We start from the raw sequence: 16,325 nt of genomic DNA on the forward strand, positions 1-16,325 counted from the left end.
ATGAAAAATAATTTTGATGTAATCATTATCGGATCTGGACCAGGTGGCTATGTAACCGCAATCCGTTGTGCTCAATTAGGCTTAAAAACAGCTATTATCGAAAAATATGCAGTACTTGGAGGAACTTGTCTAAATGTAGGATGTATTCCTTCAAAAGCAATGTTAGACAGTTCTGAGCGGTACCATGAAATCAAGGATAACGTAAATGTTCATGGGATCTCTGTTGATAATTTGCAAGTTGATTTGGAAAAAATGATTGCCAGAAAAGCAGATGTTGTTTCTAAAATAAACGGCGGTGTAAGTTATCTGATGAAGAAGAATAAGGTTGAAGTATTTCAGGCAACGGGATCTTTTGTGGATAAAAACACCATTCTTCTGAAATCCGAAAACGAAGAAAAAACAATTACCGGTAAAAATATCATTATAGCGACGGGCTCTAAGCCCGCTTCGCTTCCGGGAATTGACATTGATAAAAAAAGAATCATCAGTTCTACCGAAGCGTTGGTTTTAAAAGAAATTCCGAAACATCTTATCGTAGTTGGTGGTGGTGTAATCGGAATGGAATTAGGTTCGGTTTACGCAAGATTAGGAAGCAAAGTAACCGTACTTGAATATACAGGAGGAATACTTCCGAGTATGGACAAAAAAATGGGAGTCGAACTTCAAAAATCTTTAAAAAAGAATTTAGGTTTTGAATTTTTGCTAAATCATAAAGTTACCGGAGCAACCAATAATGGTGATAATGTAACCGTTACTGCCGAAGATAAAAACGGTAATACCGTAGCAATTGAAGGGGATTATTGTCTAATGGCAATAGGTAGAAAACCTTATACAACAGGTTTAGGTTTGGAAAATGTTGGAGTTGAATTGACTCCACGCGGACAGGTTGCCACCGATAGCAATCTTGAAACCAATGTAAAAGGAATCTATGCCATCGGTGATGTTGTTGTAGGACCTATGCTTGCTCACAAAGCGTCTGAAGAAGGTGTTTATGTGGCAGAAATCATCGCTGGGCAAAAACCTCACATTGATTATAATTTAATTCCTGGAATTGTTTATACCAGTCCTGAAGTTTCAAGTGTAGGGAAAACCGAAGAAGAGCTGAAAACTGAAGGGAAAAATTACAAAGTAGGACAATTTCCTTTTTCTGCATCAGGAAGAGCTATCACAAGTGGTAAAACAGAGGGTATTGCAAAAGTCTTGACAGATGCGGAAACGGATGAAATTTTAGGTTTTCACATTATTGGTGAAAGAGCCTCTGATTTAATAGGTGAACCGACTGTAGCAATGGCATTCAGAGCTTCAGCAGAAGATATTGCACGCATTTCGCACGGGCATCCAACGTATTATGAAAACTTGCGTGAAGCTTGCCTTGATGTTGATAAGATAGCTATTCATATTTAAATGAAAATTTTACAAGCCTTAATGTTTTTTTAGTAGCAAATTAAGGCTTGTATCAGTTTTTCGGGGAGTCTGAAAAGCAGTTTTGTATTTGCAACCAGGTTCCCAAATTTAGATTATAATTTTGCTGTACAAATAGGAATTAGTTAAAAACGACTACTAATACAGTTTACTAAAAAAATAATAATTATGTCAAAAATATGTTGCAGCACCGATGATGGTGGCCTGGATCTTACGGGTAAAAAACCGCACAAACATAAATATGATACTCAAGGTAATCAGTTGTGTTGTGTGAAAACAGAAAAAATTTATAAAAATGCCGGTGCGGCAGATTTGTTGAAAGATGCCAATCACGACGATCACGACCATAGTGGACACGATCATGGAGATGGTGATGGACACGATCACGGTAGCCACGACGATCATGACCACAGCGGACACAATCACGGAAAGAAAAAAGGCGGACACGATCATAGCGATGGCGACGGGCACGACCATAGCCACGATTTAGAAGATAAAACAGCTCTTCAGTTGTTTACTCCGGCAATCATTTCATTGGTATTGCTATTGGTAGCCATTGGTTTTGATAATTACTTTCCACAAACTTGGTTTACGGGTTGGGTAAGGATTATTTGGTATGTAGTTGCTTATATTCCAGTAGGTTTACCTGTTATTAAAGAAGCGATTGAAAGTATTCGTTACAAAGATTTCTTTTCAGAGTTTTTCCTAATGAGTATAGCCACTATTGGTGCATTCGCTATTGGGGAATATCCAGAAGGTGTTGCAGTAATGTTGTTTTACGCCGTAGGTGAAGTGTTTCAAACACTGGCTGTATCAAGGGCAAAAGGCAATATCAAAGCACTATTAGACCAAAGACCTGACGAAGTTACTGTTTTAAAGGACGGAAAAGCAACCATTATTCAAGCAGAAGATGCGAATATTGGCGATATTATCCAGCTAAAGCCTGGAGAAAAAGTAGGATTAGATGGTGAATTGGAGTCAGAAACGGGATCTTTTAACACGGCTGCCTTAACAGGAGAAAGTAAGCCGGATACCAAATCAAAAGGTGAAACGGTACTGGCAGGAATGATTAATTTGAATACAGTTAGTCAGATAAAAGTTACAACAGCTTACACGGACAGTAAACTGAGTAAGATTCTGGAAATGGTTCAGGATGCAACTGCACAAAAAGCACCTACCGAATTATTCATTCGAAAATTTGCAAAAGTATATACACCTATTGTTACTTTCCTTGCTATCGGAATTGCATTGTTACCAGCATTGTTTGTTTCCGAGTATGTGTTCAGTGAATGGTTGTATCGTGCTTTAGTATTTCTTGTTATTTCCTGTCCTTGTGCCTTGGTTATTTCTATTCCACTAGGTTATTTTGGAGGTATAGGAGCTGCGAGTCGCAATGGAATCTTGTTTAAAGGATCCAATTATCTTGACATTCTAGCCAGTGTTAAGAATGTGGTGATGGATAAAACAGGAACAATGACAGAAGGTGTTTTTAAGGTTCAGGAAGTGATTTTAAAACCTGAATTTGACAAAACTGAAATTCTGAATTTGGTAAACGCGATAGAAAGCCATAGCACACATCCTGTTGCGACAGCTATCTATAATTATGTCGGTGAAATAGATAATAATATCAAGCTAGAAAATACCGAGGAAATAGCCGGTCATGGTTTAAAAGCGACTGTAAATGGTAAAGAATTACTGGTAGGTAACTTCAAATTATTAGATAAGTTTAATATTAACCATGATGCTGATACCGCAAATATTGTTTATACCGTAATTGCAATAGCATATGGCGGAAAATTCGTGGGTTATTTGACCATTTCCGATAGTATTAAGGTAGATGCTAAGATTACAATAGACAAGTTGCGTAGTATTGGTGTAAGAGCAGTTATGCTAAGTGGAGACAAGAGCGCTGTAGTCGAACATGTAGCTGGACAATTGGGGATTGATAGTGCCTACGGAGATTTATTACCGGAAGACAAAGTAAGTAAGGTTAAAGAAATAAAATCCAGAAATGGCAGTGTAGCTTTTGTTGGAGACGGTGTAAATGATGCGCCTGTTATTGCGTTGAGTGATGCTGGGATTGCAATGGGAGGATTAGGTAGTGATGCCGCTATTGAAACTGCTGATGTTGTCATTCAGGATGATATGCCGTCTAGAATTCCAATGGCTATTAACATCGGTAAGCAGACCAAGAAAATTGTTTGGCAGAATATTATTTTAGCCTTCGGGGTTAAAGCAGTTGTTCTTATTCTTGGTGCAGGCGGGCTGGCTACCATGTGGGAAGCCGTATTTGCAGATGTAGGTGTAGCTTTATTAGCTATTCTAAATGCGGTTCGAATTCAAAAGATGAAGTTCTAACTAAGAAGCTAGACTGCCGCAAGAAATCTTGCGGCAGTTTTTTTATCCTAAAAATATTTGTGAAATGGCTAAAAAACAATCACAATCTTCATTAAGCGAAGTACATAATTCTGTAGACACGACTGTTCCTGGTCAATCTCGCTGGCGAAGAGTTTTGGCTTTTTTTGGACCGGCTTATCTTGTCAGTGTTGGATATATGGATCCGGGCAACTGGGCAACAGGCTTGGCCGGTGGTAGCCAATTTGGCTACTCATTACTCTGGGTTTTAGTAATGAGTAGTATTATGGGCTTGTTGCTACAAAGCTTGTCTGCAAGGTTAGGGATCGTTCGAAATAGAGATTTGGCTCAAGCAAACCGGGAAACTTATCCTAAGAAGGTCAATTTTGTATTATATATACTTGCTGAAGTCGCTATTGTTGCGACAGACCTTGCAGAAATATTGGGGATGGCAATTGGTTTACAGTTGCTCACGGGAATGCCTTTGATTTGGGGTGTTGCTATTACAGCCTTGGATACATTCCTGTTGATGACTTTGCAAAAATGGGGAATGCGCAAGCTCGAAGCCTTTATCATCGGTTTGATATTCGTTATAGGAATGTCGTTTCTTGTACAAATATGGGTAGCTGACCCTAATGTAGATGAAATTGCAACAGGACTGATACCACATATACAGAATGATACTGCATTGTACATTGCTATCGGTATTATCGGTGCAACGGTAATGCCACATAATTTATACCTACACTCTGCACTGGTGCAGACACGTAAATTTAATCGTGATGCTGCCAGTATCAAAAAAGCAATTAAGCTCAATTTTTGGGATAGTGCCATTGCTCTAAATATGGCATTGCTTGTAAATGCAGCTATATTAATTCTTGCCGCTACAGTTTTTTATAAAACCGGACGTTCCGACGTGGCAGAGCTAAAGCAGGCTTATGAATTATTGCCACAGCACCTCGGAAGCGATTTTACAGCAAAACTATTTGCTGTAGCTTTGATTGCTGCCGGACAAAGCAGTACCATTACGGGTACGCTTGCCGGACAAATAGTAATGGAAGGTTATCTACGCTTTCGAATGAACCCTTTGTTGCGAAGACTTATCACAAGGTTACTTGCCATAGTTCCGGCGGCTTTGGTAATTCTCATTAATGGTGAGGGGAATGTCGATAGCCTGCTTATCTTTAGCCAGGTAGTGTTAAGTATGCAATTAGGCTTTGCGGTCATTCCTCTTATTCATTTTGTAAGCGATAAAAAGACAATGGGCAAATTTGCCATCAAGCCCGTAATAAAAATAGCGGCTTGGATTATAACCGTCGTACTGGTATATCTCAACTCCAAACTATTGGTAGAAGAGGCTATCACTTTCTTTGCTACTTCAGGTAATATAGTCTGGAAAGGATTAATCATTTTGGGTGGGATTGGTTTTATGATCTTGTTGGCATATACCACATTATATCCTTTGTTTAGCAGAAAAGCGTTTTGTGAAATAACACCGCATGATAAACCTGAACCTTTGCTATTAAAATCTTATGCTTCATTTAATAAAATTGCCATTACTGTCGATTTCAAACAACTTGACCAAAAGGTTATCAACTATGCTATTACACAAGGTGGAAAAGATTGTACCTATACACTTATACACGTTGTAGAAAGTGTTGCCTCTGCCTCCCATCTTCAAGATAGTACAGATGAAGAAACGATAAAAGATCGCGAATTTTTGGACGAATATGTAAAGCAACTACAACAACAAGGCTATCATGTAGAAGCAAAGCTTGGCTTTGGAAAAACAGCCGACAGCATTGGAGAGATTGTAAATAAATCCGGGGCAGAGCTTATTGTAATGGGTGCACATGGGCATAAAGGATTAAAAGATCTATTGTATGGTGCAACGATAAATCAAGTACGCCATTTAGTAAAAATCCCAGTACTGGTTATTCCAGCAATAAAAGACAATTAGAAAAACCAGAAATCAGTAAAAATTATAAATTAAACAAAAAATCGTACAATAACCGTAAACGTTATTTTGAATAGCTTTAAAGAAAGATTTAATAAAGTTTAACCGTAAAAAGTAATGCTATGACATATGATGTAATTATTTTAGGAAGTGGTCCAGGAGGCTATGTAGCAGCTATTAGAGCTTCACAATTGGGGCTTAAAACAGCCATTGTAGAAAGGGAAAGCCTAGGAGGAATTTGCTTAAACTGGGGCTGTATTCCTGCAAAGGCTTTAATGAAATCTGCAGAAGTATTTGAATATCTTGCTCATGCAGAAAACTATGGAGCAAAGGTAGATGGGTATTCTGCAGATTTTGCTGCCATTATAAAACGAAGCCGCGGTGTTGCTGACAAAATGAGTAAAGGCGTTCAGTTTCTGATGAGAAAGAATAAAATTGATGTCATTAGCGGTGTTGGTAAAGTTATCTCCAAAAATGAAATAACTGTTAAAGGATCAGATGGAAAAACAGCAACTTATCAGGCAAAATACATCGTTCTTGCTACAGGTGCACGAGCTAGAGAATTGCCAAATCTTCCAATAGATGGCAAAAAAATCATTGGCTATCGTGAGGCAATGGTATTACCTGAACAACCCAAATCCATTATCATTGTGGGAAGTGGAGCCATAGGTGTAGAATTTGCCTATTTCTATAACAGTATAGGTACTAAAGTGACTGTTGTGGAATACTTGCCTCGTATTGTTCCTGTGGAAGATGAAGATATTTCGAAAGAATTGGAAAAAGCATTTAAGAAAAAAGGAATTGAAATAATTACCAATGCTTCTGTAGAAAAAGCAGATGTTTCAGCTACAGGAGTAAAAGCTACAATTAAAAAGACGGATGGTAGTGGCGAACAGGTATTGGAAGCGGATATACTGTTAAGTGCTGTAGGCATTGTAACAAATCTTGAAAATATTGGTATTGAAGAGTTAGGGATTAAAACAGAGCGTGGAAAAGTGCTGGTAGATGAAGGGTGTAAAACCAATATAGATAATATATATGCAATCGGCGATATTATTCCTGGTCCTGCGTTGGCTCACAAAGCGATGAAAGAAGCTGTAATTTGTGCCGAAGCTATAGCTTTTAAAGAAAGTAAATACGACCATCAACCAACGCCTTTAGATTACGGAAATATGCCAGCATGTACCTACACCGGACCTGAAATTGCTTCGGTTGGTCTAACCGAAAAGCAGGCACGTGAGGCGGGAATGGATATTAAAGTAGGTAAATTTCCATTGATGGCAAGTGGTAAAGCGAGTGCAGTAGGTGCTACTGATGGTTTTGTAAAAGTGATTTTTGATGCCAAGTATGGAGAATGGATTGGAACGCATATGATTGGCTATAATGTAACGGAGTTGATAGCTCAAACCACAACTGCGCGTAAATTGGAAACAACATGGCACGAGCAATTGGATACTATCTTTCCACATCCAACTATGAGTGAAGCCATAAAAGATGCTATTGAAGATGCCTTAGGTGAGGCAATACATCTATAAATAAATACAAAATACTTTTAAATTTATCTTTAAATTGATTGATTATGAAAAACAGACTAAACTGTTGGAAGTGTGTACTGTTACTGTCTTCACTTCTCGGATTGTTGATACAGATCTAAAATCCAGATTTGGTAATTTTTAAGAAGGCAGATATTTTCATCTGCCTTTCTTCTATCTATTAATTCAATTATTAAAAAAGTCACGGAATATAAAACGTGACTTTTTTAATAAGAATAAACGAAATTAGTCTTAATTTAGAGTGGCTACTAGTGAAACTTCTAATTTATAAGCTTTTCCTACCGGACACATAGCTTTTGCTTGTTCTGCATAGTTTAAAAATTCTTCTTCATTTAAACCTGATATTTTTGCATTTAGCACCAAATCAGAGTTCGTAATATCGAAGCTGGTTGCTGTTATTGTACAAGATGTTTCTAAAGATTCTGCCTCAATCCCTTTGCTTGTAAGTATATAGTTTAACGTCATTGTATAACATGCAGCGTGTGCTGCGGCCATCAATTCTTCTGGATTTGTAGCGGTATTTTCTCCTTCAGATTTATTGTGTTTAAAAACACTGCTTCCAATGGCTGAATGTGCTGCATCGAAATTACCGCTTCCATTTTTAAAATTACCTTGCCACTTAGCTGTTACTTTTGCTTTCATTTTTAAATTTGTTTTAAATTACTTGACAAAATTACTATCTAAAAAACGTGTCATCAATGCATATACTTCATTCTTAATAGGACTTTTTTCCTTTAACGAACACTTTAAATAGCGTTTCGGAAAGAAAGAGGTGGCAGACCCGTTTGAGATTTGAAAAATCGCACAAAATAGGAGTAGTCTTCATACCCGAGATAATCAGCAATTTCTTTAATGCTTAAGGTTGTATTGGCAAGTAACCTTTTAGCCTGAAGAATAATTCTTTGCTTAATAATGATGCTTGGTGCTACCTGTTTTTCAGATACAATTTTTTTATTGAGGTTTTTAGGTGTGATGTTCAGCATATTTGCATAGTCAGAGACATTATGGTTCTTTCGATAATGAAGCTCTACCAATTGGCTGAATTTTCTGGCTAACTCCTTATCATATGAAACGATTTGACTGTCATTATTTGATTTTATCAAAGTCCTGGTTGCTGAAATGATTATTTGCTTGATGTATGTTTTTATCATTTCTTCAGCCCAAAAATCTTTTTTATTAATCTCTTTTTTTACAGAAGATATTAGTTTTAGGAAAAGGATGTCCAGATTCGTCGACAAATTTAGATAAGGTTGCTCGAATACATTATCAAAAAGGAGCCCGTCACAGGCAAGCTCTTTATCATGGAAAGCTATGCAATAAAAATCAGGATTGAAATAAATTAGATTTCCTCTAGATTCCTTGGATATTTGAAAATGCTGACCAATACTGAAGAAAAGCAAGGCGTTTTCTGTAAAGCTGTACTCTACGAAATCTACGGTAATGCTACCGTTTTTCTCCATATAAATGATTTTATAGTGGTCTTCCAGCAGCGTATTGCTATTTATCTTATTTTCAGATTTATTATCAAAATCCAGATATCCTATCGATTGTCTTTTATTTAATCCGGCATCCATTTTTTCTCTATCTATGAATATTTGTTCCAACCTTTGTCCCAATAACAAAGCCCTATTTTTTTTAGGGCTTTGTATATATTAAACTAAAATTACACATTATACATTACAAGGTACCTCTGCGTTCCTGTTCTCTTTCAATTGATTCAAAAAGAGCTTTGAAGTTTCCAGCACCAAAACCTCTAGCTCCCATTCTTTGAATAATTTCGAAAAAGAATGTAGGTCTATCCTGAATAGGTTTTGTAAATATTTGTAACAAATAACCTTCTTCGTCAGCATCTATCAGAATTCCCAGTTTTTGCAATTCATTTAAATCTTCTTTGAAATTTTCGGCATGAGCTTTGATGCGATCAGGGATGGCATCATAATATGCCTGTGGCGGAACGGACAGGAACTCGACACCTCTTTTTTTCATTTCTTCTACCGTTTTAATAATATCATCGGTAGCCAAAGCTAAATGCTGTACTCCGGCGTCTTCATAAAAATCCAAGTACTCTTCTATTTGAGAACGCTTTTTACCTTCAGCTGGCTCGTTGATAGGGAACTTAATTCTTCCATTACCATTTGCCATAACCTTTGACATCAGGGCAGAATATTCAGTAGAAACCTGTTTATCGTCAAAAGATAAGAAATTAACAAATCCCATTACATCTTCAAACCATTTTACCCATGTATCCATTTCGTTCCATCCTACATTTCCAACCATATGATCAATAAATTTCAGACCAACAGGTTCCGGATTATAGTCTGATTCCCATTTCGTAAATCCAGGTAAAAAGATTCCTTTGTAATTTTTACGTTCTGTAAACATAAAAACCGTTTCACCATATACAAAAACACCCGCTTGTATTGCTTCTCCATTTTCATCTTTAGTAACGGTAGGCTCCATAAATGGCTTAGCTCCACGTTTGGTAGTTTCTTCAAATGCACTTTTGGCATCCTCCACCCATAAAGCAACTACTTTTATTCCGTCTCCATGTTTTTTCACGTGTTCCCCGATTGGAGAAGAAGAGTTAAGTGCAGTGGTCAATACAATACGGATCTTGTCTTGTTTTACCACATAGGATACCTTGTCTTTTACTCCGGTCTCTAATCCTGCATAAGCTTCAGATTGGAATCCATAAGCCGTTTTGTAATAATGCGCTGCCTGAAGAGCATTACCTACATAAAATTCTACATAATCAGTTCCTAATAGTGGAAGAAAGTCTTGTGCTCCTTCAAATATTTTTTCTAAACCGTATTCAACGCTTTTTAATTTATTTGTCATTGTTTTTTATTTTTATAATATGATTTTGATACATGATTTGTGTACACTGGATGAAGTGTAGTTGTATTTAGAACTTGTATCCCAGCTATAACATAGCACGATGCAAAACCGAAAGAAAGGTTTTGATAGACATTTTATAATTAGTTAGTGTTATTCTTTGGTAAATGTATTTCACTTATTTATAACAAACATTATAATCAGTAAAAGTCATAAAACAAACCAGAAATATTACAAGTGGAACTATTTTTGGTAAATAATCAGTAAATGTCATAAATCAAACAAAGAATATCACAACCAATATTACCTGTTATCTTATGAACTTTGTACTCAAGAAATACAATTAAAAAGTTCAAAACAATGGAAAGCAAAAACCTTCAATTCAAGACAAACCTTAACTGTGGTAACTGTGTTGCTAAAGTACAGGGTGATTTAGATAGCGCTAATGGTATCAGCGAATGGAATGTAGATACTGCAAATAGTGATAAAATCCTTACGGTAAAATCAGAAGGAATTAGCGAAGACGAAATCGTTACAATTATTAAGAAAAAAGGGTTTAAAGCCGAACCTATTTCACAATAATATAATAAGCAATTCATTAATCATAAAAAAGAGATAAAAAATGAAAAAGTTAATAATAGCAATAACCGTAATGTTGTTTGGATTTTCTGCTTTTGCACAAAACACAAGCAATCTGTTAAACAGTTACATCAGTGTAAAAAACGCTTTAGTAAGTAGTGATAGCAAAGCAGCGAGCACCGCAATTTCGGTTTTCAACGATGCAGTAAAAGGTGAAGATAATTTTTCACAGAAAACCGATCTGTTAAAAGCTACAGAAAAATTAAACAAGGCTGGAAACAATATTGAAAAGCAAAGAGCAGCTTTTAACGATGTTTCTACTATAATGTGGAAACTGGTAAAGTCGTCCGATAAAGTAAGTCAACCTGTTTATTATCAGTATTGTCCTATGAAAAAAGCATATTGGTTGAGCAAAGAGAAAGATATTAAAAATCCTTATTATGGTTCATCAATGCTTACTTGTGGTAAAGTTGCAGAAACTAAATAATAAAAACCTTTAAGGCATTGCTCAGTGAACAATGCCTTTTAATCTTTGTATAACCAATGCGATTTTTAAAATGAATAATAAAAAATTTCTTCACAAAAAGTTGTTGCTGCTAACTCTGTTAGCGCTCTTCATATCACAGGTCGGTATAGCCCAAAAAGTAGTACGTTACGATTTGTATGTAAAAGATACCATCGTAAACTATGCAGGCAAAGAAAAAAGAGCAATCGCTGTAAATGGGCAAATACCAATGCCAACACTTGAATTTACTGAAGGCGATACGGCAGAAATAGTGTTACATAATCAACTTAAAGAAAGTACCTCATTGCATTGGCACGGATTATTTCTGCCCAATAAAGAAGATGGCGTTCCTTTTTTAACGCAAATGCCCATTGAACCTGGTGAAACCTTTACGTATCGTTTCCCTATTATTCAAACGGGAACGCATTGGTATCATTCTCATTCAGGATTGCAAGAGCAGATTGGTATGTATGGGAGCTTTATCATGCATAAGAAAGCTGATGATAAAACATTTAGAAAAGGGATTGACGATTTGCCAGAAGTACCAATAATGTTAAGCGAATGGACAAATCTAAAGCCAGAAAACGTTCATCGCATGTTACATAATGCAAGCGACTGGTTTGCTATACAAAAAGGAGCTACTCAAAGTTATGCAGAAGCCATTAGAAGCGGCAATTTCAAAACGAAATTGAAAAATGAATGGAAACGTATGATGGCAATGGATGTAAGTGATGTGTATTATGATAAAGTATTGATGAATGGAAACCATTTGACAGATTTGAAGTCGATAGATGGCAAACCTCTGAAAGCAGGTGATAAAGTACGTTTGCGTATTTCTAATGGTGGTGCATCGTCTTACTTTTGGTTGCGATATGCAGGTGGAAAAATGACTGTAGTAGCAAGTGATGGTAACGATGTAGAACCTGTAGATGTAGACCGATTAATTATTGCTGTATCAGAAACATATGATGTAGTCGTTACAATTCCTGAAGATGGCAAAGCCTTTGAATTTATGGCTACTACTGAAGATAGAACGCAATCTACCAGTTATTTCATTGGTAATGGAGAAAGAGAAAAGGTGGGAGAAATGCCACGTCTCAAGTATTTTGAAGGAATGAAGATGATGAATGATATGATGAAGATGAATGGCGACCTTGATGATATGGGTATGAATATGAGTTGGAATCAAATGGATATGAATGTAGTAATGTATCCAGAGATTACAGGTGCAGAAAAGAAGAAAGGAAAGAAAATGGACGAAGCTATGGATCATAGCAAAATGGATCATGGAACTATGAACATGAAGCAAAGTGCTGAAAAAACCGATCATAGTAAAATGAACCATGGTGAGATGGGTATGGATGAAGATCCAAATCGCTATAATGCGAATGCATTAAGCGAGATTGTTACGCTTAATTACGCCATGCTGAAATCCCCAAATAATACTGAATTGCCCAAAAATGCACCAGTAAAAGAATTGAAGTTTACATTGACTGGAAATATGAACCGTTATGTATGGAGCATGGATGATAAAGTACTATCTGAGAGCGATAAAATACCTGTAAAGAAAGGAGAAGTATTGCGCATTACACTCTATAATAATTCAATGATGCGACATCCCATTCACTTACACGGATTCGATTTTAGATTACTAAACGATAAAGGAGAAAACGCTCCGATGAAAAACATCATTGACATTATGCCGATGGAAACCGATACCATTGAATTCCTCGCAAATGAAGAAGGTGATTGGTTTTTTCATTGTCATATATTGTATCACATGATGGCAGGTATGAACAAAGTTTTTGCTGTGGGTGATTATGAAAACCCTTATCTACCCAATAAGGATAAAGCCTATAAAATGTTACAGCGTGAAAGTAATATGATCCATTTTATGGCTCAGAATGATTTTGCGACCAATGGTAATGACGGTGAAATGATGTTTATGAATGCTCGATATAGTTTGGGTACAGAATGGAGATTAGGTTACAATGATATGCACGGTTACGAAGTGGAAACTCATTTTGGTCGTTATATAGGAAAAATGCAATGGTTGATGCCTTTTATTGGTTTCGACTGGCGTTATCGTAAAATGGGGATGGATGAGCATGAAAAAAATCTTTTTGGACAAGTAAATAAAAAAGATAAACGAGGAGCATTTAGTCTTGGTGTTATGTATACCTTACCTATGTTGGTTAATGTACAAGCGGAGGTATATCACGATGGTATTTTTCGTGTTTCGCTAATGCGAGAGGATATACCTCTTTCCAAAAGATTGCGAGCAGGGTTTATGGTAAATACGGATATGGAATATATGGCAGATTTGCGATATATCCTTACAAGACATATCGGTGTGAGAACACATTATGATAGCGATATGGGCTTTGGAGTAGGTTTGTCAGTTAATTATTAATATTAACAACAAATGGAAATAAAAACGGTTATTACATTACGTCATAACCGTTTTTTATTTTACACAAGTACGGAATAATCAGTAAACCTCATAAATCAAACAAGAAATATCACAACAAGAAGATTAAACTAATTTGACAATTTTGTATTGTAAATTTTTAAGATTATGACAGCTAAAATAAAATGGAATAATGTATATCTCTTGTTTTTATCACAAGCATTATTTCAGACCGCATCGATATTAGTCATTACACTTTCAGGAATTGTAGGAATGGTTATGGCTTCTGATAAAAACATGTCAACCATTCCAGTTGCGATGATTACAGTTGGCGCAGCAGCTATGATGATTCCAGCGTCAATAATTATTAAAAATTTAGGTCAAAGGAAAGCCTTTATGATTGGAACATTGATAGGCGTTCTTGCTGGCTTAGTTTCTTGGTATGGAATTGTTCAGAATTCGTTCTGGATTTTTGCTATTGGAAATATGTTGATTGGCGCTTATCAAGGGTTTTCACAGTATTATCGTTTTGCGGCTGCAGATTCTGTGCCGGATAATGCAAAGAGTAAAGCCATTTCTTTTGTGATTGCCGGAGGTGTCGTTGCAGCATTTGCGGGACCTAATTTGGCAAGATTTACACAGCATTTGGGAAGCGTGCCTTATGCATATTCTTTTTTTTCTATTGTACTTTTAAGTGTCTTGGCATTTGGAGTAGTTTCGTTACTTAAATTTCAAGCAAAGCCGGTAGCTCGAAATAATGAATCTTTAAAAAAAGGTCGTTCATTAAAAGAAATCTTCAAAAGTAAAGATGCCGTTTTAGCTGTGCTTTCATCAGCTACAGCATTTGCGGTGATGGGAATGTCTATGACGGTTACGCCTATTGCAATGCATGGTTTCGGTCATAGTTCTGATGATTCGGCAACTGTAATTCAATGGCATGTGTTAGGTATGTTTTTGCCTTCATTTTTTACAGGCATCCTCATTCAGAAATTTGGAGTTTATAAAATCATTACAACTGGATTGTTGATTTTGTTTCTCTATATTTTCATTGCTCTTTCTGGTACCGATTTTACACATTTCGTATCAGCATTATTTATTGTTGGTTTAGGTTGGAACTTCTTGTTTATTGGTGGATCCGCATTATTAACAAAAGTATATAGACCTGAAGAGAAAGAAAAAACACAAGCATTTCATGACTTCACGGTTTTTGCAGTAATCAGTATTGCCAGTTTTTTTGCAGGAAGTTTATTTAATAATTGGGGCTGGAATGGCATTAATATTGTTTTAATTCCAATGCTTCTTATTACATTAATTGCGGTAATTAAAATTATAATGACAAATAAGAGCGCGCACGAGAATCAGTAAAAATCACAATTATCTTCCAAAAAATCGTAACTAATAAAAACGAAATAATAAGGAACTTTGTAATTAGAAAAGAATCAAGTTATAATATCAAAATAATTAACGTTTTTCTTAAAAATATTATGAATACACAACATCAATCCAGCAGCGAAAATATATTTATTTGCCCTATGCACCCAGAAGTCAAAGGGAATAAAGGTGATAAATGTTCAAAATGTGGAATGAATTTAGTTCCAGAAAATAAAGGAACAGCAAAACATTTTGATGTGATTATATCTTCTGAACCTGAAGTTATTGAAGCAGGGAAATCGACGCAGTTTAAAATCATTGTAAAGAACGAAGATAAAGTTGTGTCATTAGAAGAAGTACATGAAATGAAAATGCATCTTCTAGTTGTGAATGAAGAACTAACTTGGTTTGACCATATCCATCCCATTGAACAAGAAGACGGTTCTTATCTTATTGATGAAATATTTCCAACTGCTGGGGACTACTTATTTTTTGTAGATTATAAGCCTGAGAACGAGGAAGGGAATGTTTACAAACATTCGTTAAATGTAGTAGGAAATACTACAGAAATAGCACAGTTAGATACAAATGCAAAATTTGAATCAGAATCAGATGGCTACACAGCTAGAATATTGAATGGAGCAGATTTGAAAACAAATACAAGTCAGCCATTGCAATTTGAGATTCTAAAAGATGGCAACAAGATCAATGACGATGAATTGCAAAACTATTTAGGAGCAAAAGCTCATATTGTAATGATTAGCCAAGCTGAAAAAGAATTTTTGCATATTCACCCAATGTCTAATGAAAGTTATCAGATTTATGCAGAAACACTAATCAAGAAACCAGGTTTATATAGAATGTGGATGCAATTTAAGATTAGTAATAAAGTGCACACTGTAGATTTTACGGTACATGTTGCTGAGGGTAACAAAACGAGCGAAGGTCATAATCATCATCACAAACACTAAAAAAAATCAGTAAAAATCGTAAATCAAACAAGGAATATCATAATAAAAAAAATAAGAAAATACAGACTTTTGTAATATAAATATACATTATAAATAAATTAAAAAATGGAAAATAAAGAATTTCAATTCAAGACAAACCTTAATTGTGGAGGATGTGTATCGAAAGTAAAAGCAGATTTTGACAGTGCGGAAGGTATCTGTGAATGGAATGTAGATACAGCTAATAATGATAAAATCTTAACTGTAAAATCAGAAGGAATTACAGAAGATGAGATCATCGCTATCGTTAAGAGAAAAGGATTTAAAGCAGAACCTTTAGCAGAGTAATTTATCACTCTATATTTTATCCTGAGAGTGATAAAGGATG

At 35.8% G+C, this 16,325-nt stretch carries 13 protein-coding genes; 10 read left to right on the forward strand and 3 right to left on the reverse strand.

What is annotated here, in order from left to right:
- The 4 genes from lpdA (FNE73_RS07225) (at nucleotide 1) to lpdA (FNE73_RS07240) (ending at nucleotide 7,269) form a co-directional block, all read left to right on the forward strand.
- Nucleotides 1-1,404: a dihydrolipoyl dehydrogenase gene (gene lpdA / locus FNE73_RS07225; protein ID WP_038330944.1), complete on the forward strand. Its 1,404-nt coding sequence runs from the start codon at nucleotides 1-3 to the stop codon at nucleotides 1,402-1,404.
- Nucleotides 1,405-1,590: 186 nt separating this feature from the next.
- Entirely contained in the window at nucleotides 1,591-3,780 is a 2,190-nt protein-coding gene (locus FNE73_RS07230) for a heavy metal translocating P-type ATPase (protein WP_143884073.1), read from the forward strand.
- Between the two features lie 64 nt (nucleotides 3,781-3,844).
- Nucleotides 3,845-5,737, forward strand: coding sequence for an Nramp family divalent metal transporter (locus FNE73_RS07235; RefSeq protein ID WP_143884074.1), 1,893 nt, complete (start codon nucleotides 3,845-3,847; stop codon nucleotides 5,735-5,737).
- A gap of 119 nt (nucleotides 5,738-5,856) precedes the next feature.
- The gene (lpdA, locus tag FNE73_RS07240) at nucleotides 5,857-7,269 is read left to right on the forward strand and encodes a dihydrolipoyl dehydrogenase (protein WP_143884075.1); all 1,413 of its coding nucleotides are present in this window, start codon (nucleotides 5,857-5,859) and stop codon (nucleotides 7,267-7,269) included.
- Nucleotides 7,270-7,518: 249 nt separating this feature from the next.
- Here the strand turns inward: lpdA (FNE73_RS07240) and FNE73_RS07245 are convergent, their stop codons facing one another.
- The 3 genes from FNE73_RS07245 to hppD form a co-directional block, all read right to left on the reverse strand.
- On the reverse strand, nucleotides 7,519-7,929 hold the full coding sequence (locus FNE73_RS07245; RefSeq protein ID WP_038330952.1) for an OsmC family peroxiredoxin: 411 nt from the start codon (nucleotides 7,927-7,929) through the stop codon (nucleotides 7,519-7,521).
- A gap of 104 nt (nucleotides 7,930-8,033) precedes the next feature.
- The gene (locus FNE73_RS07250; protein WP_143884076.1) at nucleotides 8,034-8,861 is read right to left on the reverse strand and encodes an AraC family transcriptional regulator; all 828 of its coding nucleotides are present in this window, start codon (nucleotides 8,859-8,861) and stop codon (nucleotides 8,034-8,036) included.
- A 103-nt stretch (nucleotides 8,862-8,964) separates the two neighbouring features.
- Nucleotides 8,965-10,125 (reverse strand): 4-hydroxyphenylpyruvate dioxygenase, encoded by a 1,161-nt coding sequence (gene hppD, locus FNE73_RS07255; RefSeq protein WP_143884077.1) that lies wholly within the window; start codon nucleotides 10,123-10,125, stop codon nucleotides 8,965-8,967.
- 357 nt (nucleotides 10,126-10,482) lie between these two features.
- On the opposite strand from hppD, the gene FNE73_RS07260 reads away from it, so the two are divergent.
- From FNE73_RS07260 to FNE73_RS07285, 6 genes are all read left to right on the forward strand, one after another.
- Nucleotides 10,483-10,704, forward strand: a complete 222-nt coding sequence (locus tag FNE73_RS07260) for a heavy-metal-associated domain-containing protein (RefSeq protein ID WP_038330956.1) — start codon at nucleotides 10,483-10,485, stop codon at nucleotides 10,702-10,704.
- 40 nt (nucleotides 10,705-10,744) lie between these two features.
- On the forward strand, nucleotides 10,745-11,188 hold the full coding sequence (locus FNE73_RS07265) for a DUF3347 domain-containing protein (RefSeq protein ID WP_143884078.1): 444 nt from the start codon (nucleotides 10,745-10,747) through the stop codon (nucleotides 11,186-11,188).
- A gap of 70 nt (nucleotides 11,189-11,258) precedes the next feature.
- Entirely contained in the window at nucleotides 11,259-13,619 is a 2,361-nt protein-coding gene (locus tag FNE73_RS07270; protein WP_143884237.1) for a multicopper oxidase domain-containing protein, read from the forward strand.
- A 165-nt stretch (nucleotides 13,620-13,784) separates the two neighbouring features.
- A complete protein-coding gene (locus tag FNE73_RS07275; RefSeq protein WP_143884079.1) occupies nucleotides 13,785-14,981 on the forward strand; it encodes an MFS transporter in 1,197 nt (398 codons plus the stop codon).
- 119 nt (nucleotides 14,982-15,100) lie between these two features.
- Complete coding sequence (locus FNE73_RS07280) at nucleotides 15,101-15,958, forward strand: heavy metal-binding domain-containing protein (protein WP_228429945.1); 858 nt, start codon at nucleotides 15,101-15,103, stop codon at nucleotides 15,956-15,958.
- Between the two features lie 105 nt (nucleotides 15,959-16,063).
- Entirely contained in the window at nucleotides 16,064-16,285 is a 222-nt protein-coding gene (locus FNE73_RS07285) for a heavy-metal-associated domain-containing protein (RefSeq protein WP_038330965.1), read from the forward strand.
- Nucleotides 16,286-16,325: the final 40 nt, after the last annotated feature.

Source organism: Chryseobacterium binzhouense, assembly GCF_007474545.1.
Classification (GTDB): Bacteria; Bacteroidota; Bacteroidia; order Flavobacteriales; family Weeksellaceae; genus Chryseobacterium; species Chryseobacterium binzhouense.